Here is a 17,459-nt window from a genome sequence, read left to right as displayed (position 1 = left end):
GCGCCGGGCCGTCCCAAGCTGCATTCGCGCCCCCTCGGGGGGCAGCGACCCGCGAAGCGGCGGAGCGTGGGGGCTTATTTCTCCAGGGGCGCGATCTTCTGGTCGATGGCGCCAAAGATGCTCTGCCCGTCCTTGCCCTTCATCTCGATGCGGATGGTGTCGCCAAACTTCATGAACTCGGTCGAGGGTTTGCCGTCCAGGATGGTCTCGATCGCGCGCTTCTCTGCGATGCAGGAATAGCCCTTGGGCCACTCTTTCTTGCCGTCCACCTCGACGCCGCGGTTGCTCACCGTGCCCGAGCCCACGATGGAGCCGGCACGCACGTTGCGGGTCTTGCCGATGTGGGCGATCAGCTGGCCGAAATGGAAGGTCATGTCGGGGCCGGCCTCGCACATGCCGACCTTGCGGCCGTTCCAGGTGCTCTGCAGGGTGAGATTCACACGGCCGCCCTGCCAGGCGTCGCCCAGTTCGTCGGGCGTCACGGCAACCGGGCTGAAAGCGGTGGCCGGCTTGCTCTGGAAGAAGCCGAAGCCCTTGGCCAGCTCGGCCGGGATCAGGTTGCGCAGGCTGACGTCGTTGGCCAGCATCAGCAGGCGGATGCCGTCGGTGGCCTGGTCCGGTGGGGTGCACATCGGCACGTCGCCGGTGATGACCGCGATCTCGGCCTCGAAATCAATGCCGTAGTCCTCGCTGGGCACGACCACGTCGTCGCGCGGGCCGATGAAGTCGTCGCTGCCGCCCTGGTACATCAGCGGGTCTTCATAGAAGCTGGCCGGCACCTCGGAGTTGCGGGCAGCGCGTACCAGCTCGACGTGGTTGATGTAGGCCGAGCCGTCGGCCCACTGGTAGGCGCGCGGCAGCGGCGCCATGCACAGGGCCGTGTCGAACGGGAAGGCATGGCGCGCCTTGCCCTGGTTCAGGGTCACATACAGGTCGTGCAGCTGGGGCGCCAGGAAGTTCCAGTCGTCCAGCACCTGCTGCAGCCTGGTGGCGATGCCCGTCGCATAATGGGCGGTCGACAGGTCGCGCGAGACGACCACCAGTTGTCCGTCACGCGAGCCGTCCTTGTAGGTGGCGAGTTTCATGCGAGTCTCCTGCGGGTTGTGTGGGGTGGCTTGATTACGAATAGTGAAATTCGTTAACCTATGCGTAAAACCGACATTCTAGTTCAGCACGCCAGCCGGCGTGTGAAAACCCCCTGAAATCCCGCCCGCTTTCCGCCCGTTTGCCGATGCCTGCCGCGAAATCCCCCGCCCCCAAGGCCACCGCCCGCCGCGACGCCGCCGACCAGGACACCGAACACCTGCGCGCCGGCATCCAGTCGGTCGAGGTCGGCTTTGAGCTGCTCAACGCGCTGTCGCAGGCGCCGGGCGCATTGATGCTGCGCGACCTCGCCGCTGCTGCCGGCATGAGCGCGGCCAAGGCCCACCGCTACCTGGTGAGCTTCCAGCGCATGGGTCTGGTGATGCAGGACCCGGTGAGCACCCGCTACGACCTGGGCCCCGCGGCGCTGCGCCTGGGGCTGGCCAGCCTGAGCCGTCTGGATGCCGTCAAGCTGGCGCGCGACCGCGTGCCAGCGCTCCTCATTGAAACCGGCCACACGCTGGCGATCGCCGTCTGGGGCAACCAGGGGCCGACCATGGTGCACTGGGCCGAAGCGCCGCAAACGGTGCCGGTGACGCTGCGCCTGGGTGACGTGATGCCGCTGCTGACCTCGGCCACCGGCCGCTGCTTTGCCGCTTTCATGGGCCAGGACGGCCCGGACGCGCAGCGCATCGGTCCCATGGTCCGCGAGGAACTGGCGCGGGTGAAGAAGATGCCGCGCAGCGATGTGCCGCCGGTCGACGTCCCGCAGACCCTGCAGGAGGTGCAGGCGGTCATGGACGAGACGCGTGCGCAGGGCCTGGGCCGCGTGGTGCACAGCCTGCTGCCCGGCGTCGGTGGTTTCTGTGCGCCGGTCTTCGATGCCCAGGGCCGGCTGGCGCTGGGTCTGGTGGTGCTGGGCTCGGTGGCGACGCTGGACACGGGCTGGAACGGTGCCCCGGCCCAGGCGCTGCGCCGAAGCGCGCAGCAACTCAGCACCGATCTGGGATACCGCGTGCAGCCATGAGCGCAGCGAGTCTGCCCCTGTCCCCGGAACGTGCCGCACCGCGCCCGCGGGTGCTGTTCGGCCTGGGCGCTGGTGTGCTGCTGGCGCACCTGAGCCTGCTCAGTGGCGGGCTGTCGGGCCTGTCGCTGGACATGTTCGTGTCGACCTCGACCGATGCATCCGGCGGACCCTCACCCACCGCGGCAGCGAAGCAAGACCCTGCGACCGCCGCCGCGCCCTTGCCCGACGAACTGCCAGCGCCGGTACAGATCAGCCGTGTGCGCTGGATCGTGCCCAAAGCACCCGAGCCGGTGAAGGCACCCGAGCCGCCACCCAAGCTCGTCAAGCCGCCGCCGGAGCCACCCATCGTGATCGAGCCGCCCGCGCCGCCGCCCGTCGTTGCCGAGCCGGTCCCTCCGGTGCCCCCGCCGGTCGAGGTCGCGGTGGCCGCGCCCGTGCCGCCGGTGGTCGAGACGCCGCCGCCCGCGGTGCAGGAACCCGCCTCGGACCTGCAGCCCGGCACCGAGGTTGCGGCCGGCACGGTCGTCGGCGCGGGTGCCGGCCTGTCGGAGGCTGGATTGCCGCCAGCTTCGCCGCCGCCCAGCGTGAGCCTTCGGTATGCCGCCACCGCGATCGTCAAGGGCGCGACCTACTCCGGCTCCGGCAAGCTCGACTGGCAGCACGACGGCCAACAGTACGAGGCCAAGCTGGCGGCCCGGGTCCTGCTTTTCACCGTGCTGGAGTGGACGAGTGCCGGCCGGATGAATGACAAAGGATTGGTGCCAGACCGTTTCTCGGACAAACGGCGCAGCAGCGAGCGGGCGGCGCACTTCGACCGTGAAGGCCAGCGCATCCGCTACAGCAACAATGCGTCGGACGCCAAACTGCTGCCCGGCGCGCAGGACCGTCTCTCTGTCAATCTCCAGCTGGCGGGCCTGTTCAATGCCCGACCCGACGCCTACGCCGAGGGGCAGATGCTGCGTCTGCCTGTCACCAGTGTCGACGCCGCAGAAGTCTGGCTGTTTCAGGTCGGTCCGCTCGCGACCGAGTCGCTGCCGGCAGGCGAAGTTTCTGCCCGCAAGCTCACCCGCAGCCCGCGCAAGGAATACGACCGAAAGGTCGAGGTCTGGCTGCTCCCGGGTTACGCCCACCTGCCAGGGCATATCCGGATCACCGAGCCCAACGGCGACAGCATGGACCTCAAGCTGCAGGAGTTCCCGGCGCTGAACCTCGGGCCGGCCCAGGGCAACGTGCCCTGAAGCCCGGAAATGTGCCGGAAAACACACGCATCTTGAAACTTCCCTCCCCAGTGCCATCTAAATGCACATGGGGCTGAAGCCCGGCGCCCAATTGCCGATATAACGGACAACAGGCGCAGAGTTTGGCCCTGTGGAAGGAAATACATCATGCAGATGCTCTACGACTCGGACAGTTTTGCGGTGGTTCACATCCTGGCCAATGCGCCGGTGGATGGCGAGGCCGAACGCCTGGACGGCCCCCAGATCCCCCGCCACGGTTTTGAGATCGTGGACAAACGCGCGGGCAAGGAGGTTTACCTTGATGGCTCGTGGGCCGAGATGTTCCAGATGCAGATCACGGCCTGGCAACAGAACACGCCTTCGCAGGAAGAGGTGGAAGACACCCTCGAAGGCTATGCAACACTCGCGCAGATGCCGGTGGTGATGCACTGACCCCCGCGCTGCACGCCCGCCAGGAAAGCCGATGCCCTGCATCGGCTTTTTTGTTTTCCGCGCGTCGCGACTTCCCTACACTCTGGGCTACATACAGTGGAGGAGTATTTCCATGACCTGCGAACGATGGGCTGTGCGGCTGCTGCGCGGGCTGATGGTGGCGACGCTCGTGCCCTTGACGGCCCAGGTGGTACAGGCGGCGGACGGAGTGACTGCCAGCCAGATCCTGATCGGACAGACCCTGACGCTGCAGGGCGGCAAGAACGAATACGGTGCCGCGGTCCGGGCAGGGGTGGAAACTGCGATCGCGCAGGCCAATCGCAGCGGCGGGGTGGGCGGGCGCAAGCTGGTCTTCAAGGTGCTGGATGACGACAACAAGTCCGAACAGGCCGAAGCGAATGCACGCCAGCTGGTGACGCAGGACAAGGTGGTCCTGCTGTTCGGTTCGATCGAGGGCGGGCCGTCCACCGCGGTGATGAAGGCGGCCATCGATCTCAAGGTGCCGTTCTTCGGGCCGATGGCGGGCTCGCCGACCTTGCGTGAGCCGCACCAGCCGCTGGTGTTTCCGGTGCGTGCCGAGCACAAGGAAGAGTTTCGCGCCCTCATGGCGCAAGCCAGGAGCCTGGGAATGACCCGGGTGGCCTTTGTGCGCTCGGACTCGGAAACCGGGCAGCTGCACCTGGCCAACGTCCAGCGCATGGCCAAGGAGGTCGGGATCGCGGAGGTCACCGATCTGCCGTTCAAGTCGGACATCAACGATGCACAGCTGGCGGCGATGGCACAGAAGATCGCCAGTGGCGGTGTGCAGATGGTGTTCAACCACGGCGGTGCCGGCATGTACGAGAAGCTGGTGCGCCAGTCGCGCCAGGTCGGTGTGAAAGCGGCCTTCTTCGGCGTCAATTCCGGGTCGACGCAGTTGGCCAAGCGCTTGGGCGATCAGGCCCACGGCATGATCTTTTCGCAGGTCATGCCCAGTCCCTGGGAGCGCAAGACCCCGTTGACCCGCGCCTACCAGGACGCCTTCAACAGGGAGAAGCCGGGTGAAGCACTCTCCTATGGCAGCCTGGAGGGTTACCTCACGGCGCGGGCGCTGGTCGAGGCACTCAGGCTTGCTGGACCCAATCCGAGCCGGGAGTCGTTCGTGAGCGGTCTGCGCAACGCCGAGCTGAACGTCGAGGGCACGAAGATCGCCTACCGCAGCGGCGAGCACGCGGGCATGTCGCTGGTCGATCTCTCCATCGTCACCAGCGAAGGCCGCTTCCGCCACTGACGGGCTTACTGGCCGGTGGTGCTCTGCCGCGCCGACCACCAGCGGAACACTGGCTCGGCCAGGATCAGCACCGCCACCAGGCGGCAGACCTGGAAGGCCGTCACCATCGGCACGCCCAGCTGCAGCACCTTGGCGGTGATCGACATCTCGGCGATGCCGCCGGGCGAGGTACCCAGCACCATGGTGGCCGGGTGCAGACCAGTCGCCAGAGCCAGCAGCCAGGCGAAGCCTGCGCAGATCACCATCATGAAGACGCTGGCGCCCGCCACCGAACCCAGCCAGCGCGGCGCGGTGTGCATGAACGCCGGCGTGAAGCGCACACCCAGGCTGACGCCGATCACCAGCTGCGCCGCCGCGCTGAGTGCTGGCGGGATCGCCGACAGTGTCACGCCTGAAAGCGTCAGCACCATGGTCACCACCAGCGAGCCCATGAACCAGGGGTTGGCACGGCCGAGCCGGCGCATCACCAGCGCACCTGCGAGCGTCAGCACGCCCAGCAACGCCAGTCCGCCGGCCTGCACCTCGCGCACGCCCGGTGGTGTCGGGTCCAGGCCCGACACGCCCCAGGCCTGCATCGCGAACGGGATCGTGACCGTGACCAGCAGCACGCGCAGGCTGTGTGCTGCCGCCACGAGGTCGGTGCGGGCGCCATGCCGTTCGGCGATCAGCGTCATTTCGGAGGCACCGCCGATCGCGCCAGCGAAGTAGGTGGTGCTGCGCAGTTGTTCCGGGCTCAGGTGTTCGAGCTGGGTGGCGTGCACGTGCCGCAACCAGGCACCGAAACCGAATCCGAGCGCCAGCGCCCAGGCGATGCCCAGGGCGATCGCCCACCACAGACCGACCACGGCCGCGCCCACGGCGGGCGTGAAGTACAGCCCCAGCGCCGTGGCAATCACCCATTGGCCGGTGTTGCGCAAAGGGATCCAGCTGGCGGTCGGAGCGCCCAGCACCGAGGCCAGCGCGGTCGCAACCAGCGGGCCGATCATCCAGGGGATGGGGGTGTGCAGCCAGACGCACAGGCGTGCCGCCACAAAAGCCAGGACCAGCGTCAGGAGCACGCGCACAGAGACAACCAGGAAAACAGAAACAAGCCGCGTAGTATCGGTGCATGAACTGTCGACCCGCTGTCAGAACCGTTGCCATGTGGCGCCATTGGGTGGTTGCCAGCCTGGCAGCGCTGCTCACGGCCTGCGGCACGCTGCCGTCAGCGAACGCCGACCTGCAGGGCCTGCTGCCCACGCCGCTGCTGCTGGTCGGCGAGCTGCACGACGCGCCCGAACACCAGGCGCTGCAGCGCGACACGGTGCGACAGCTGGCGGCGCGTGGCGAACTGGCGGCGGTGGTGATGGAGATGGTCGAGCAGGGCCGCCAGACCACAGGACTGGCGCCCGATGCCGGCGAAACGCAGGTGCGCGAGGCGCTGGACTGGTCGGCCGCGCGCAATGCCGCCGGCTGGCCGTGGGAGGTTTATGGTCCGGTGGTGATGGCGGCGGTGCGGGCCGGCGTGCCAGTGACGGGTGGCAACCTGCCGCGCGCGCAGATGAGGACGGTGATGGCGGAAGTCGCGCTCGACGACAGCCTGCCTGCCGCTGCCCTGCAGCAGCAGCGCGACGCCATTCGGGAAGGGCACTGCCAGTTGCTGCCGGAATCGCAGGTCGCGCCCATGACCCGCATCCAGCTCGCGCGCGACCGGGCCATGGCGCAGACTGCGCTGGCCGCGATGCGGCCGGGGCGAACGGTGCTGCTGGTGGCCGGCAACGGCCATGTGCGCAAGGACCTGGGCGTGCCGCGCCACCTGCCAGCAGGGCAGGCCCATCGCGTGGTGGTCGCACTGTCGCAGGACGCCGCTTCGGCGCTGGATGCCGCGCAGGCCGACCGGATCTGGTTCACGCCGGCACGCAGGCCCCAGGACCACTGCGCAGAAATGCGCCAGCAGATGACCCGCTGAAACGGCCCGGCTGCGGTGGCCTCAGCGGCCGCCCTGCAGCGACATGAAGATGTAGAGCACCACCAGCGCGGCGATGACCGCCAGCGCGATCTTGACCCAGCTCTTGGGGTACTCGCCCGCCACCTGTCCGGTCGCGCCGTTGACCACCACCTGGTAATCCTTCGCGCCGTAGCGGTAGCCCACCATCCAGATCGGCAGCAGCACGTGCTTGAAGGTCTGGCGGTCGAAGCTCGGAGAGACCTGCAGGTTGCGGTGGGTGTCGGCGCGGATGTCCTGCGCGCACATCTGCTGGATCGCGTCGGTCATGCGCTCGCGTCCGCGCTGCGCGCTCGCCACCAGATCAAGCTGATAACGCTCCACCGTCCAGCCGCTGAGGTAGCCGGGGTCGTAGGGCTTGAGCCGTTCGGAAGAGGTCGGGAACGGTTCGACCGCTTCGACCAGCGAGGGATGCACGCCCTTGGAGCCACAGACCAGGGTGTCGTCGAAGAAGTGCTGCACCTGGCCGCTGACCGGGAACCAGCGCACCTCGCGCTCGCCCTTCTGGTTCTGGTAGTACTCGCCACCCTCGGCGCGGTAGCTGGCGTTGACGTCGGCATCGAACGTCCAGTAGGGCAGGTAGACGCCCTTGACGGTGTCGGTCAGCGCTTTTCCGCCCAGGTTGTTGGGCGCCCAGAAGCGCGACTTGTACCACTGGCGCAGCTTGTCGCGCGCCGAAGGTTCGTTGACCTCGAACGGCAGCAGGCTCTCGGGCCGGATGATGTCGCCCGTCTCTTCGAACGGCACCAGTGAGGTCGAGCCGCAGAAGTCGCAGGCCTTGCCCTGCTGTGCCGCGGTGAACGTGCTGATGGCCTGGCAGTGCTGGCAGCGCACCGAGCGGCGCTCGTCCTGCCAGCCGCGCGCATCTTTGGGGATGGCCTTGAGCGCCGCGACGAGATCGTGCTCGACGATCTCGCCGCTGGTCTTGACTTCGTAGGGGGATTCGGTGCCGCAGAAGGCGCAGACCAGCGCCTTCTTGGCCGGGTTCCACTGGGCCTCACCGCCGCAGGCGGGACAAGCCAGTTTCTTGCTTGCGGTGAGTTCGCTCAACTGCATCGGTGCGATCAGCCCTTGAGGAATTCGTCCAGTGCGGCTTGCGGCACGCGCCACTGGCTGCCGATCTTGCGACCCTTGAGGTTGCCGGCTTCCAGTTCCTGCTGCACGTCGGCCGGGCTCACGCCCAGCGCCTGCGCCACCTGTTCGGGGGTCAGCAGCGCCACCGCAGCGGCGGCGGGTGCGGCCGCCGGAGCCGGTGCGGGCGGGACCATGCCTTGCTGGGAGGGCACCTGTGCGGCGCCGCCCATGCCTTGCATCATGGATTGGCCCATGGCCAGACCGGCCGCCAGTTCGGCGCCGATGCCGGCGGTGCCGGCCTTGCCTTCCGCCAGGGCGGTGCCCATGTTGTACTTGACGAAGTCGTTGAGGTTGCCGATCGCGGTCATCGCGCCGCGCTTGTCGATCGCCTGCTCCAGCTCCGGCGGCACCGACACGTTCTCGACCACGAACGCGGTCAGCTCGATGCCGTACTTCTCGCGCGTGGCGACGTTGATCGGTTCCAGCAGCGCATCGCCCAGCTCGCTGTAACGGGTGGCGACGTCCAGCGCCGGGACCTTGGACTTGGCCAGGGTCTCGCTGAACACGCTCACCAGGCGCGAGCGCATCACGTTGTCGAATTCGTCGAGGCGGAAGTGGTGGTCGGTGCCGGCCACTTCCTTGAGGAACTTGACCGGGTCGACGATCTTGAAGTCGTAGGTGCCGAAGGCGCGCATGCGCACCACGCCGAAGTCGGCATCGCGCATCATGACCGGGTTGGAGGTGCCCCACTTGTTGCCGGTGAAGACGCGGGTGACGACGTAGTAGACGTCGGCCTTGAACGGCGTCTGGAACTTGTATTTCCAGCCCAGCAGGTCCGACAGGATCGGGATGTTCTCGGTCTTGAGCGTGTGCTTGCCGGGGCCCAGCGTGTCGGCAAACTGGCCGACGTAGACGAACTGCGCGATCTGGCTTTCGCGCACGATCAGCTGGGCCTCGTTCTTGATCTGCTTGTCGTCGTCGGGGTAACGGTACGACAGCGTGTCGCGCGAGTCGTCGACCCACTCGATGACGTCGATGAACTGGCGGTTCAGGAAATCCAGGATGGCCATGCGGTGACTCCGTGCTGCGGGATGGTTCGTCGGGGGGTGTCAGGCGTGGCGCCGGATGGCGTCGGCCAGAACATTGATCATCGTATCAATCTGTTCGCGTTCCACGATGTAGGGTGGTGCAAAAACCAGGTTTTCTCCGGCATTTCGCACGAGAACGCCGCGCTGGTAGCAGTCCAGGAAAATGTCGTAGGCCCGTTTGCCGGGCAGGCCGGGGATCGACGCCAGCTCCACGCCCACCGCCAGTCCGAGGCTGCGGATGCCGATCACGTTGGGCAGGCCCTTGATCGCGCTGTGGGCGGCATCGCCCAGGACCTTGCCCATCTCGCCGGCGCGGGCGAACAGGTCTTCCTGCTGGAACAGCTCCAGCGTGGCGATGGCGGCGGCGCAGGCCACCGGGTGGCCGGAGTAGGTGTAGCCGTGGAAGAACTCGATGGCGTGCTCCGGCGCGCTGCCGTGGGCGTTCATCATGGCGTCGTAGATGCGGTCGCTGCAGACCACGCCGCCCAGCGGAATCACGCCGTTGGTGACCGCCTTGGCGAAGTTCAGCATGTCGGGCTGCACGCCGTAGTAGTCGGAGGCGAAGGGTGTGCCCAGGCGGCCGAAGCCGGTGATGACCTCGTCGAAGATCAGCAGGATGCCGTGCTTGTCGCAGATCTCGCGCAGGCGCTTCAGGTACCCCTGGGGTGGGATGTACCAGCCCGCGCTGCCAGCCACCGGCTCGACGATCACGGCCGCCACGTTGCTCGGATCGTGCAGCGGCAGGATGCGGTTTTCCAGCTCCAGCAGGATGTCCTCGTTCCACACAGGCTGCTCGTTGTGGATGTAGGCGTGGTTCACCGGGTCGTGGATGAAGCGCAGGTGGTCCACGCGTGGCAGCAGTGCGGCGCCGTAGACCTTGCGGTTGGCCGGAATGCCGCCCACGCTCATGCCGCCGAAGTTGACGCCGTGGTAGCCGCGCTCGCGACCGATGAAGATGTTGCGGTGGCCCTCGCCGCGCGCGCGGTGGTAGGCCAGCGCAACCTTCAGCGAGGTGTCGGCCGCCTCGGAGCCCGAGTTGCAGAACAGCACCTTGTTCAGGTCACCGGGCGCCATGGCCGCGATCATTTCGGCGGCGCGGAAGGCCTTGTCGTTGCTGATGCTGAAGGCGGTCGAATAGTCCAGCGTGTCCAGCTGCTTCTTGATCGCTTCGTTGATCGGTTTGCGGTTGTGGCCGGCGCCCACACACCAGAGGCTGGAGATGCCGTCGATGACCTGTCGGCCGTCGTGCGTGGTGAAGTACATGCCGTCGGCGCCGGTGAAGACCCGCGGGTCTTTCTGGAAGGCACGGTTGGGCGTGAAGGGCAACCACTGGTTGTCCATGCGGAAGTCGTTGTAGGCCATGGGGCGGTCTCCGGGTCGGGATGAGCGGCGATTGTGGCACCGGGCCTGCGTCCGGCCGGTACCACTGCCGGCGCTTGGTCAGGCACCGGCTTCCGGCGAAAGGATCTGCAGCGCCAGCTGCGTCCGGTTGGTCACGCCCAGTGCCCGGAAGATGTCCTTGATGTGGTTCTTGACGGTGCCTTCGCTCAGGTCGAGCGCGTCGGCCACCTCGCGGTTGCTCAGGCCTCCGGCCACCAGCAGCGCCACTTCGCGCTGTCGGTCGGTGAGCACCGTGACCCGGGCAGCCGGCTTGGGCACCAGCCCGGGGGTCAGGGCGCCGGGCAGCGGCCAGACCATCTGCCCGGCCAGTGCCAGGTCCACCGTCTTGCGCAGATCTTCCGGTGGCCGGCCCTTGTCGATCACGCCGTATACGTTGGGAACGTGGCGGTAGCGGACCGTCACGGCCGCCAGCGGCATGCCGGTGATCAGCAGCACGCGGTGGCGCGGGTGCGCGTCGCAGAATTTCTCCACCCAGTGTTCGTCCCGGGTGCCCGGCATCATCAGGTCCAGCAGGATCAGGTCGATCTTCGGCTCGCGCCGCATGCAGGCGTCCAGCGACGGAATGTCCCAGGCCTCGATCACGCGGAACCGGCCCAGATGCGTGAGTTGCGCGCGCAGCCCGATGCGGATCAGTGCGTGGTCGTCGGCGATCAGCAGTGTCTGTTCTTCGAGCATGGCGGATGGAGCTTGGATGTTCTCTCTCGTCACACAGTGTCTGCCAGCTGCTGGCGGGCCACTTCGCCCAGCCACTGTCGCAGCTGGGCGGGACGCACCGGCTTCTGCCAGAAAGCCCATCCGCGCTGCTGGATGCGGTCACGGGTCTCACGCCGGATGTCGCCGGTGACCACACCGGTGCACAGCTGGAGCGCCTTCTGCGGATCCCGCGCCGACATCCGTTCACGCACCAGGGCGTCCACGTCTTCGCTCGACCGTCCTTCGGGCAGCCAATGGTCGGTCAACAAGGCATCCGGCATTTTGCCTTGAGCGACCAGCGCCATCGCCTGCTCGGCAGCCTCGATGGCGTTACTGGCTGCTGTCGCGCAGACGCCCCACGATGTCAGCAGGGCCACCGTGGCCTCGCGCGCTGCGCTGTCGTCGTCGACCACCAGCACGCAGAGGCGATCGAGCGCGATCTCTTCGGCCGGCCCGCTGCCTTCGTCGGCCGGGGTGTCGCAGACCGGCATGGTGAGCGAGAACACGGAGCCTTGCCCGGGTTGCGAACGCAGCGCCAGCGGAAGCTGCATCAGCAGCGCCAGCCGCCGCGACACGGCGAGTCCCAGCCCGATCCCCTCGCGGCGGTCGCGGTGCAGGTTGTCGACCTGGTAGAACTCTTCGAACACCTGGGCGTGCAGCGTCGGCGCAATGCCCACGCCCGAGTCGCGCACCTCCAGCCGCAACGCATCCACCGACCGGCCGGCCGCATCGGCGCAACGGCCTGCGTTGCGCACCGCCACCATGACGGTGCCTGCCGGTGTGTAGCGGATGGCGTTGCTCACCAGATTGCTCACGATGCGCCAGGTCAGGGCCGGGTCCACCAGCACCGTTGCATCGGCCTGCCGCGGCGGACGGATGAACAGGCCCAGCCCCTTGGCCTCGGCCACATCGCGGAAGGTGCCGTCCACGCGGTCGAGCAGGTCGCGCACCCGCACCGGCTGTGCCTGCACCTGCACGCTGCCGGCGTCGAGCTGGGCGATGTCCATGATTTCGTCCACCGAGTTGGCGAAGTGGTTCACGCCGGCGCGCAGCTTGTGCAGCAGCGTGCGGTTGCCCGGGTTCTCGCCGCGCTCCTGCAGGGCCTCGCTCAGCAGCATCACGGCCTGCACCGGCTGGCGCAGGTCGTGGCTGGCGGCGGTCAGGAAGCGTGTCTTCGCCGCGCTGACCTCCTCCACCACCGCCTTCTGCGCCTTCAACTCGGCGTTGAGCTGCTCGTTGAGCAGGCGCAGCTCGATGTTGTGCCGCATGGAGCGACCGAAGCGGCGGCTGGCCGCCGTGAGGGTCAGCCAGGCGATGCACAGGAAGAAGGCCGACACCCAGTAGTCGCGGCCCAGCCAGACCAGTTGTGCGGCGCAGCCCAGCAGCAGGGGCGTGAGGTAGTGCTCGACCGTTCTGGGGTAGACGCTGTATTGCAGGCTGCCCGCCGCCAGCACCACCAGCAGGGCGGCGCTGTGGAAGATGCCCCGGGGATCGCGGGTGAGCATCGCGACCAGCACCCAGAGGCTGATCGCGGTGCCCATGATGGCCAGGCGGCGCTGCGTGCCGCGGGCCCAGGGTTCGGGCAGGTAGTCCGGCAGGGCGCGCGCACGCTGGAAACGGCCGATGAACAGGGCGCGCTCGGTGTGCAGGCCGAGGATGGCGAGCGCCGGAACGACGGTCATCCACAGCCCGATCAGTGGCAGGAACATCCATCCCACCAGCACAGGCCCCACAAACGTCGTGGCCACCGCGACCTTCGATCCGGCAAACAGCAGGTCGACCAGCTCGGTCCGGACCCGAAGGTCCATGGTGTCGGCGGTGGCGGGAGCGTTCATGTCGGGTTGCTGGTGGGACGCCATGAAAGGGTTTGCCCGGCGGATCCTGAGTACCAAAGGCCTGCCCCGTCGGGGGGAGAGGCATTACTTTGGAGATATAGGCACTACCCGCCAGCCTGCCTAAATTCTCGGTCACCTTCCCGACCAGCAGGTGAGCAATATGACGCCCTTCCTCCGTTCTTCTGTGGCCGCGCTGTGGCCGACCCTGCTGCTGGGCGCCTTGTTGACCGCCTGTGGCGGAAGCCGGGAGAGCAGCGTCGACACGCGCTCGTCGGCCGCCGCCAATGCCCAGAATGCGCCGCCAGCGGCCCTGAACGCACAGACCCTGCAAGCGGCCGAGGCCCAGGCCAAGCGCACGTCGGCCGATGCGGCGCCCCTGGAGACTTTGGCCGAAGGACAGGTGGCGGCCTGGAGCGACTACGCCAGCGGCAAGGTGGCGCGCAAGGCGGCGACGGTGCGGCTGCAGGTCTACCGGTTCTTCAACACCCAGACCACGGCCCACTTCTACACCGCCAGCGAAACCGAGAAGGCCAATGTGCTGGCGACGATGCCGCAGTTTGGCTACGACGGCCCCGCGTTCAGCGCGGCCAGCGCCTTCTCGCCCGGACTCAGTCCGGTGTATCGCTTCTACAACACGCAGACGGGCGTTCACTTCTACACCATCAGCGAAGCCGAGAAGAGCAGCATCCAGACCAACCTGCCGCAGTTCCAGCTGGAGGGCACTGCCTACCACGCCAGCCAGGTGGCCGGCGCGGGGCTGACGCCGCTGTACCGCTTCTACATGCCGGCCAAGGGCTTTCACTTTTACACGGCCAGCGAGACGGAGAAAAACAGCATCGTGGCCAACCTCTCGGCCACGTACAACTACGAGGGCATCGGCTACTACGTGCTGGCGGCGGACTGGAAGGCCGAAAAACTCCCTCACACCGGCATCACCGCCGCGCAATGTGTCAAGGCCGGCAGCGCGGTGCTGGTCGCTTGCAGCGACACCGGTGCGACGGCCCTGAACCCGCAGCAGGACGGGCACCGGGTCGCCATCAACGCGATGGCGTACAGCACCGTGGCCAATCCGGCCGGCGGCAGCTTCCCGATCACCGACTGCATCAAGGACAGCGTCACCGGCCTGATCTGGGAAGGCAAGACCTCGGATGGCGGGTTGCGCGACGAACTCAACCGGTTCACCCACCAGGGTGGCGGCGCGGCCACCGACAGCAGCGGGTACGTGACCGCGGTCAACGGCACCGCCTTGTGCGGCTATACCGACTGGCGGATGCCCACGCGCACCGAACTGCTCGGGCTGGTGAAGTACGGCGTCGTGGCCGCACCCATGGCCGACGCCACCTGGTTCGGCACCTCCGGCAACGCCATCTTCTGGGCCTCCGAAACCGTCAGCGAGGACAGCACCAAGGCCTGGATGGTCGACATGCGCAGCGTCGGCGGCTACACGCCTGCCGGCGCGCGCAGCTCGATCGCGGCTGTGCGCCTGGTGCGCGGAACGCCCTCGGCAGGCACCCGGTTCAGCTACAGCAGCGTGGCCTATGGCAGCGACGCCGCCAACAACGTGGTCAACGACAGCTGGACAGGGCTGCAATGGCGCCGCTGCGAAGAGGGCCGGGTCTGGGATGGCACGACCTGTGACGGCGCTGCCACCGGATTCAGCCATGAACAGGCACTTGCCCATGCCACGACACAGCCTGGCTGGCGAGTGCCCAACGTCAAGGAGACGGAAAGCCTGATGGAGTTGAGCCGGAGCAGCGGCGCCCGCATCAACGCGACGGCGTTCCCAGGGGCCTTGGCGTTCTATATGTGGACGTCCACGCCCTACGTCGCCGGGGGTGACATGGCGTACGCCGCGGCATTCAACCTCGGGCTGGTGCTGGTGATGGACCGCGTTCCGAACTCACTGAACCTTCGGCTGGTGCGCAATCCGTGACACACCGCGAGGCGCTGGCTGCGTTCAGAGCGCCGCCAGCGCCTCGCGCACCTCGGACACGCTGAGCACCTCGGTCAGCACGCGCGCGGGCTGACCCTTGGTCAGCAGCACATACACCGGCACGCCGTTGCGGCCGAGTTCGGCCAGCGCGGCGGTGACGGCGGGGTCGCGGCGCGTCCAGTCGGCGCGCAGCAGGGCGACGTTCTTGGCAGCCAGGTCGTGCAGCAGCGCCTCGTCGGCCAGCGCGTTGCGCTTGTTGAACTGGCAGGTCACGCACCAGGCGGCGGTGAAGTCGACGAACACCGGCCGTCCCTGTGTGACCAGCTCGGTCTGGCGGGCCGCGCTCCAGGCTTCCCAGCGCAGACCTTCGATGCTCGTGGCGACCGCGGCGCCGGCATGCTCCGGTGCCTGCAGCCGGATCACCTGCGGGCCGAAGCCGACCAGGAGGCCCAGCAGCGCCAGTGCCGACAGACCCTGCAACACCTTGCCGGCCGTGCCTTGCAGGCGCAACGCCCAGATCAGCAGCGTCAGCGCGACCAGCAGCATCAGCAGCGCGGCCACGCCGTCGATGCCGCTTTGCTGCCCCAGCACCCAGAGCAGCCAGACCACGGTGGCGAACATCGGAAAGGCCATGAACTGGCGGAAACGCTCCATCCAGGCGCCCGGGCGCGGCAACGTGCGCGCAATGGCGGGCCACCAGCTGGCGGCCAGGTAGGGCAGCGCCATGCCCAGGCCCAGCAGCGCGAACACGGCCAGCGCCTGCGCCGTCGGCAGTGTGGCGGCCAGACCCAGCGAGGCGCCCATGAACGGGGCGGTGCAGGGCGAGGCGACCGCGACCGCGAGCACCCCGGTCAGGAATGCGTCGGCCAGCGGGTGCCGCGCCTGCAGGCTGGCCAGGCCCGACGGCAGCACCGAGCCGAACTCGAACAGACCGGCCAGGTTCAGGCCGATCACAGTGAACAGCGTGGCCAGCGTGGCGACCACGGCCGGGCTCTGCAGCTGGAAGCCCCAGCCAATCGCTTCGCCTGCGGCGCGCAGGCCCAGCAGCAGCCCGCCCAGCGCGAGAAACGACAGCACCACGCCGGCGGTATAGGCCAGACCGTGGCGGCGGTGCGCGGCGCGGTCGTCGGCGTGTTTCGCAAACGCCAGCACCTTGATTGCCAGCACCGGGAACACGCAGGGCATGAGGTTGAGGATCAGGCCGCCGAGCAGCGCGCCCAGCAAGGCCGCGAGCAACGTGACCGGTGCGCCGCCACCGCCGGACACCGGCGCGCTGGTGCGGGCGGCGTTGGCATCCAGCGCGGCCTGCAGCGCCGGCGACACGGCCGCCGGCATTGCCTGCACCGCGGGCCACTGGCCCTGCACCGGCACCGTCATGCGCACACCGGGCAGCCCCGGGCCTTCGCCCGGCGCGTCGGCCAGGGCCACGACCAGAGCGATCTCGGCCGGGCTGGTGCTCCGCTGCGCCGACAGCGGCAACTGCGCGGTCCAGCGGGCGCCGTCCCATCGCTGGGTCCAGGGCGCCCCCGGGTCGATCAGGCTGGCCGGTTCGGGAAAGAACTCGAGCTTCTTGTCCTTCCACGCGGCGGGCAGCGCATCGACCGACACGTTCAGATGTCCGGCGTCGGGGCGTACCTGGCTGGCGCCCGCGGCCCGGTCCTTGGGGGCGGCGTCGAACGCCGCGTCGAACGCCGCACCGTTCAAGCCGGTCGACCCCTGCGCCGGGATCTTCAGCCTGAAGTTGCCTTCTTCGGGAATGCACTCCTTGCGGCACACCAGCCAGGCCGCGTGCAGCGTCACATCCAGCTGCTGGCCGGCGAACGCGGGGTCCACCGTCAGCGGCACCGGCAGGAGAACCGTGCCCGAGTAGCCGTAGTTGGCCAGCGAGCCGACCGGGATCTTGCGCGGCGTGGGCCAGGCGATCTCGCCCGCGCTCACGCCCGCGGGCAGTGTCCATTGCAGCTCGGTCGGCAGACCCGAATCGCCCGAGTTCTTCCAGTAGGTGTGCCACTCGGGCTGGTGGGTCAGCTGCAGCCCCAGCCAGAGCCTGGCGCCGGGCGCGACGCCTTCGGGGGCGTGGGCCATCAGTTCGGCGCGGACCTGGGGCGTCTGGACGACCGGCGAACCGGCCGCGCCGAGCAGTCCCTGGGCCAGCAGCGGCACCGGAGCCGCCAGCAGACAGGCCAGCAGGAGCAGACCCTGGCGGGCGAACGACGGCAGCAGGGAGAAGGGCGAAGGCATCGGGGAAATTCGAAAGACGGGCCGGCGGGCAGGGACAACAGCGGTGCGGGGGGCAACAAAAGGCCCGGCGGGTAGGAGGCCGGGCGTCCGGCCAAGTTCCCGGCGCCGCCCCTGGGCCGGGCAGCGGTCAAATATATGTCAAGGCGCCGGGGCGGCGCGC

General features: G+C 68.2%; 14 protein-coding genes. 6 read left to right on the top strand and 8 right to left on the bottom strand.

Features of this window, described 5'->3' with window-relative positions; translation table 11 throughout:
• Window positions 1-74: 74 nt before the first annotated feature.
• Window positions 75-1,085: a fumarylacetoacetate hydrolase family protein gene (locus tag ACLIJ1_RS14140; RefSeq protein WP_411366171.1), complete on the bottom strand. Its 1,011-nt coding sequence runs from the start codon at window positions 1,083-1,085 to the stop codon at window positions 75-77.
• Between the two features lie 146 nt (window positions 1,086-1,231).
• Between ACLIJ1_RS14140 and ACLIJ1_RS14135 the strand changes: the two genes are divergently transcribed.
• The 4 genes from ACLIJ1_RS14135 to ACLIJ1_RS14120 all read left to right on the top strand — a co-directional run bounded on the left by ACLIJ1_RS14135 (window position 1,232) and on the right by ACLIJ1_RS14120 (window position 5,050).
• On the top strand, window positions 1,232-2,110 hold the full coding sequence (locus ACLIJ1_RS14135; protein ID WP_411366170.1) for an IclR family transcriptional regulator: 879 nt from the start codon (window positions 1,232-1,234) through the stop codon (window positions 2,108-2,110).
• Complete coding sequence (locus tag ACLIJ1_RS14130) at window positions 2,107-3,348, top strand: DUF3108 domain-containing protein (RefSeq protein ID WP_411366169.1); 1,242 nt, start codon at window positions 2,107-2,109, stop codon at window positions 3,346-3,348. The genes ACLIJ1_RS14135 and ACLIJ1_RS14130 overlap by 4 nt, the downstream gene beginning before the upstream one ends.
• A gap of 147 nt (window positions 3,349-3,495) precedes the next feature.
• A complete protein-coding gene (locus ACLIJ1_RS14125; protein WP_411366168.1) occupies window positions 3,496-3,780 on the top strand; it encodes a DUF3567 domain-containing protein in 285 nt (94 codons plus the stop codon).
• 112 nt (window positions 3,781-3,892) lie between these two features.
• On the top strand, window positions 3,893-5,050 hold the full coding sequence (locus ACLIJ1_RS14120) for an ABC transporter substrate-binding protein (protein WP_411366167.1): 1,158 nt from the start codon (window positions 3,893-3,895) through the stop codon (window positions 5,048-5,050).
• Window positions 5,051-5,055: 5 nt separating this feature from the next.
• On the opposite strand, the gene ACLIJ1_RS14115 is transcribed toward ACLIJ1_RS14120, so the two are convergent.
• A complete protein-coding gene (locus tag ACLIJ1_RS14115) occupies window positions 5,056-6,114 on the bottom strand; it encodes an AbrB family transcriptional regulator (RefSeq protein WP_411366166.1) in 1,059 nt (352 codons plus the stop codon).
• Window positions 6,115-6,191: 77 nt separating this feature from the next.
• Here ACLIJ1_RS14115 and ACLIJ1_RS14110 point away from each other — a divergent pair, with 77 nt between their 5' ends.
• Window positions 6,192-6,998, top strand: a complete 807-nt coding sequence (locus ACLIJ1_RS14110; protein WP_411366165.1) for a ChaN family lipoprotein — start codon at window positions 6,192-6,194, stop codon at window positions 6,996-6,998.
• A 21-nt stretch (window positions 6,999-7,019) separates the two neighbouring features.
• Here ACLIJ1_RS14110 and ACLIJ1_RS14105 read toward each other — a convergent pair whose 3' ends face one another.
• The 5 genes from ACLIJ1_RS14105 to ACLIJ1_RS14085 all read right to left on the bottom strand — a co-directional run bounded on the left by ACLIJ1_RS14105 (window position 7,020) and on the right by ACLIJ1_RS14085 (window position 13,125).
• Window positions 7,020-8,090, bottom strand: coding sequence for a zinc ribbon domain-containing protein (locus ACLIJ1_RS14105; protein ID WP_411366164.1), 1,071 nt, complete (start codon window positions 8,088-8,090; stop codon window positions 7,020-7,022).
• An 8-nt stretch (window positions 8,091-8,098) separates the two neighbouring features.
• Window positions 8,099-9,178: an SPFH domain-containing protein gene (locus tag ACLIJ1_RS14100; protein WP_411366163.1), complete on the bottom strand. Its 1,080-nt coding sequence runs from the start codon at window positions 9,176-9,178 to the stop codon at window positions 8,099-8,101.
• Between the two features lie 39 nt (window positions 9,179-9,217).
• Complete coding sequence (locus tag ACLIJ1_RS14095) at window positions 9,218-10,558, bottom strand: aminotransferase class III-fold pyridoxal phosphate-dependent enzyme (RefSeq protein WP_411366162.1); 1,341 nt, start codon at window positions 10,556-10,558, stop codon at window positions 9,218-9,220.
• A 78-nt stretch (window positions 10,559-10,636) separates the two neighbouring features.
• A complete protein-coding gene (locus ACLIJ1_RS14090; RefSeq protein WP_411366161.1) occupies window positions 10,637-11,272 on the bottom strand; it encodes a response regulator transcription factor in 636 nt (211 codons plus the stop codon).
• Between the two features lie 29 nt (window positions 11,273-11,301).
• Window positions 11,302-13,125, bottom strand: a complete 1,824-nt coding sequence (locus ACLIJ1_RS14085; protein ID WP_411366160.1) for a hybrid sensor histidine kinase/response regulator — start codon at window positions 13,123-13,125, stop codon at window positions 11,302-11,304.
• 160 nt (window positions 13,126-13,285) lie between these two features.
• Between ACLIJ1_RS14085 and ACLIJ1_RS14080 the strand changes: the two genes are divergently transcribed.
• Entirely contained in the window at window positions 13,286-15,058 is a 1,773-nt protein-coding gene (locus ACLIJ1_RS14080) for a DUF1566 domain-containing protein (RefSeq protein ID WP_411366159.1), read from the top strand.
• Window positions 15,059-15,082: 24 nt separating this feature from the next.
• On the opposite strand, the gene ACLIJ1_RS14075 is transcribed toward ACLIJ1_RS14080, so the two are convergent.
• Window positions 15,083-17,299, bottom strand: coding sequence for a protein-disulfide reductase DsbD family protein (locus ACLIJ1_RS14075; protein WP_411366158.1), 2,217 nt, complete (start codon window positions 17,297-17,299; stop codon window positions 15,083-15,085).
• Window positions 17,300-17,459: the final 160 nt, after the last annotated feature.

This window comes from Hydrogenophaga sp. RWCD_12 (assembly GCF_046604225.1).
Classification (GTDB): Bacteria; Pseudomonadota; Gammaproteobacteria; order Burkholderiales; family Burkholderiaceae_C; genus Hydrogenophaga.
This window is presented reverse-complemented; position numbering and strand designations above follow the sequence as displayed.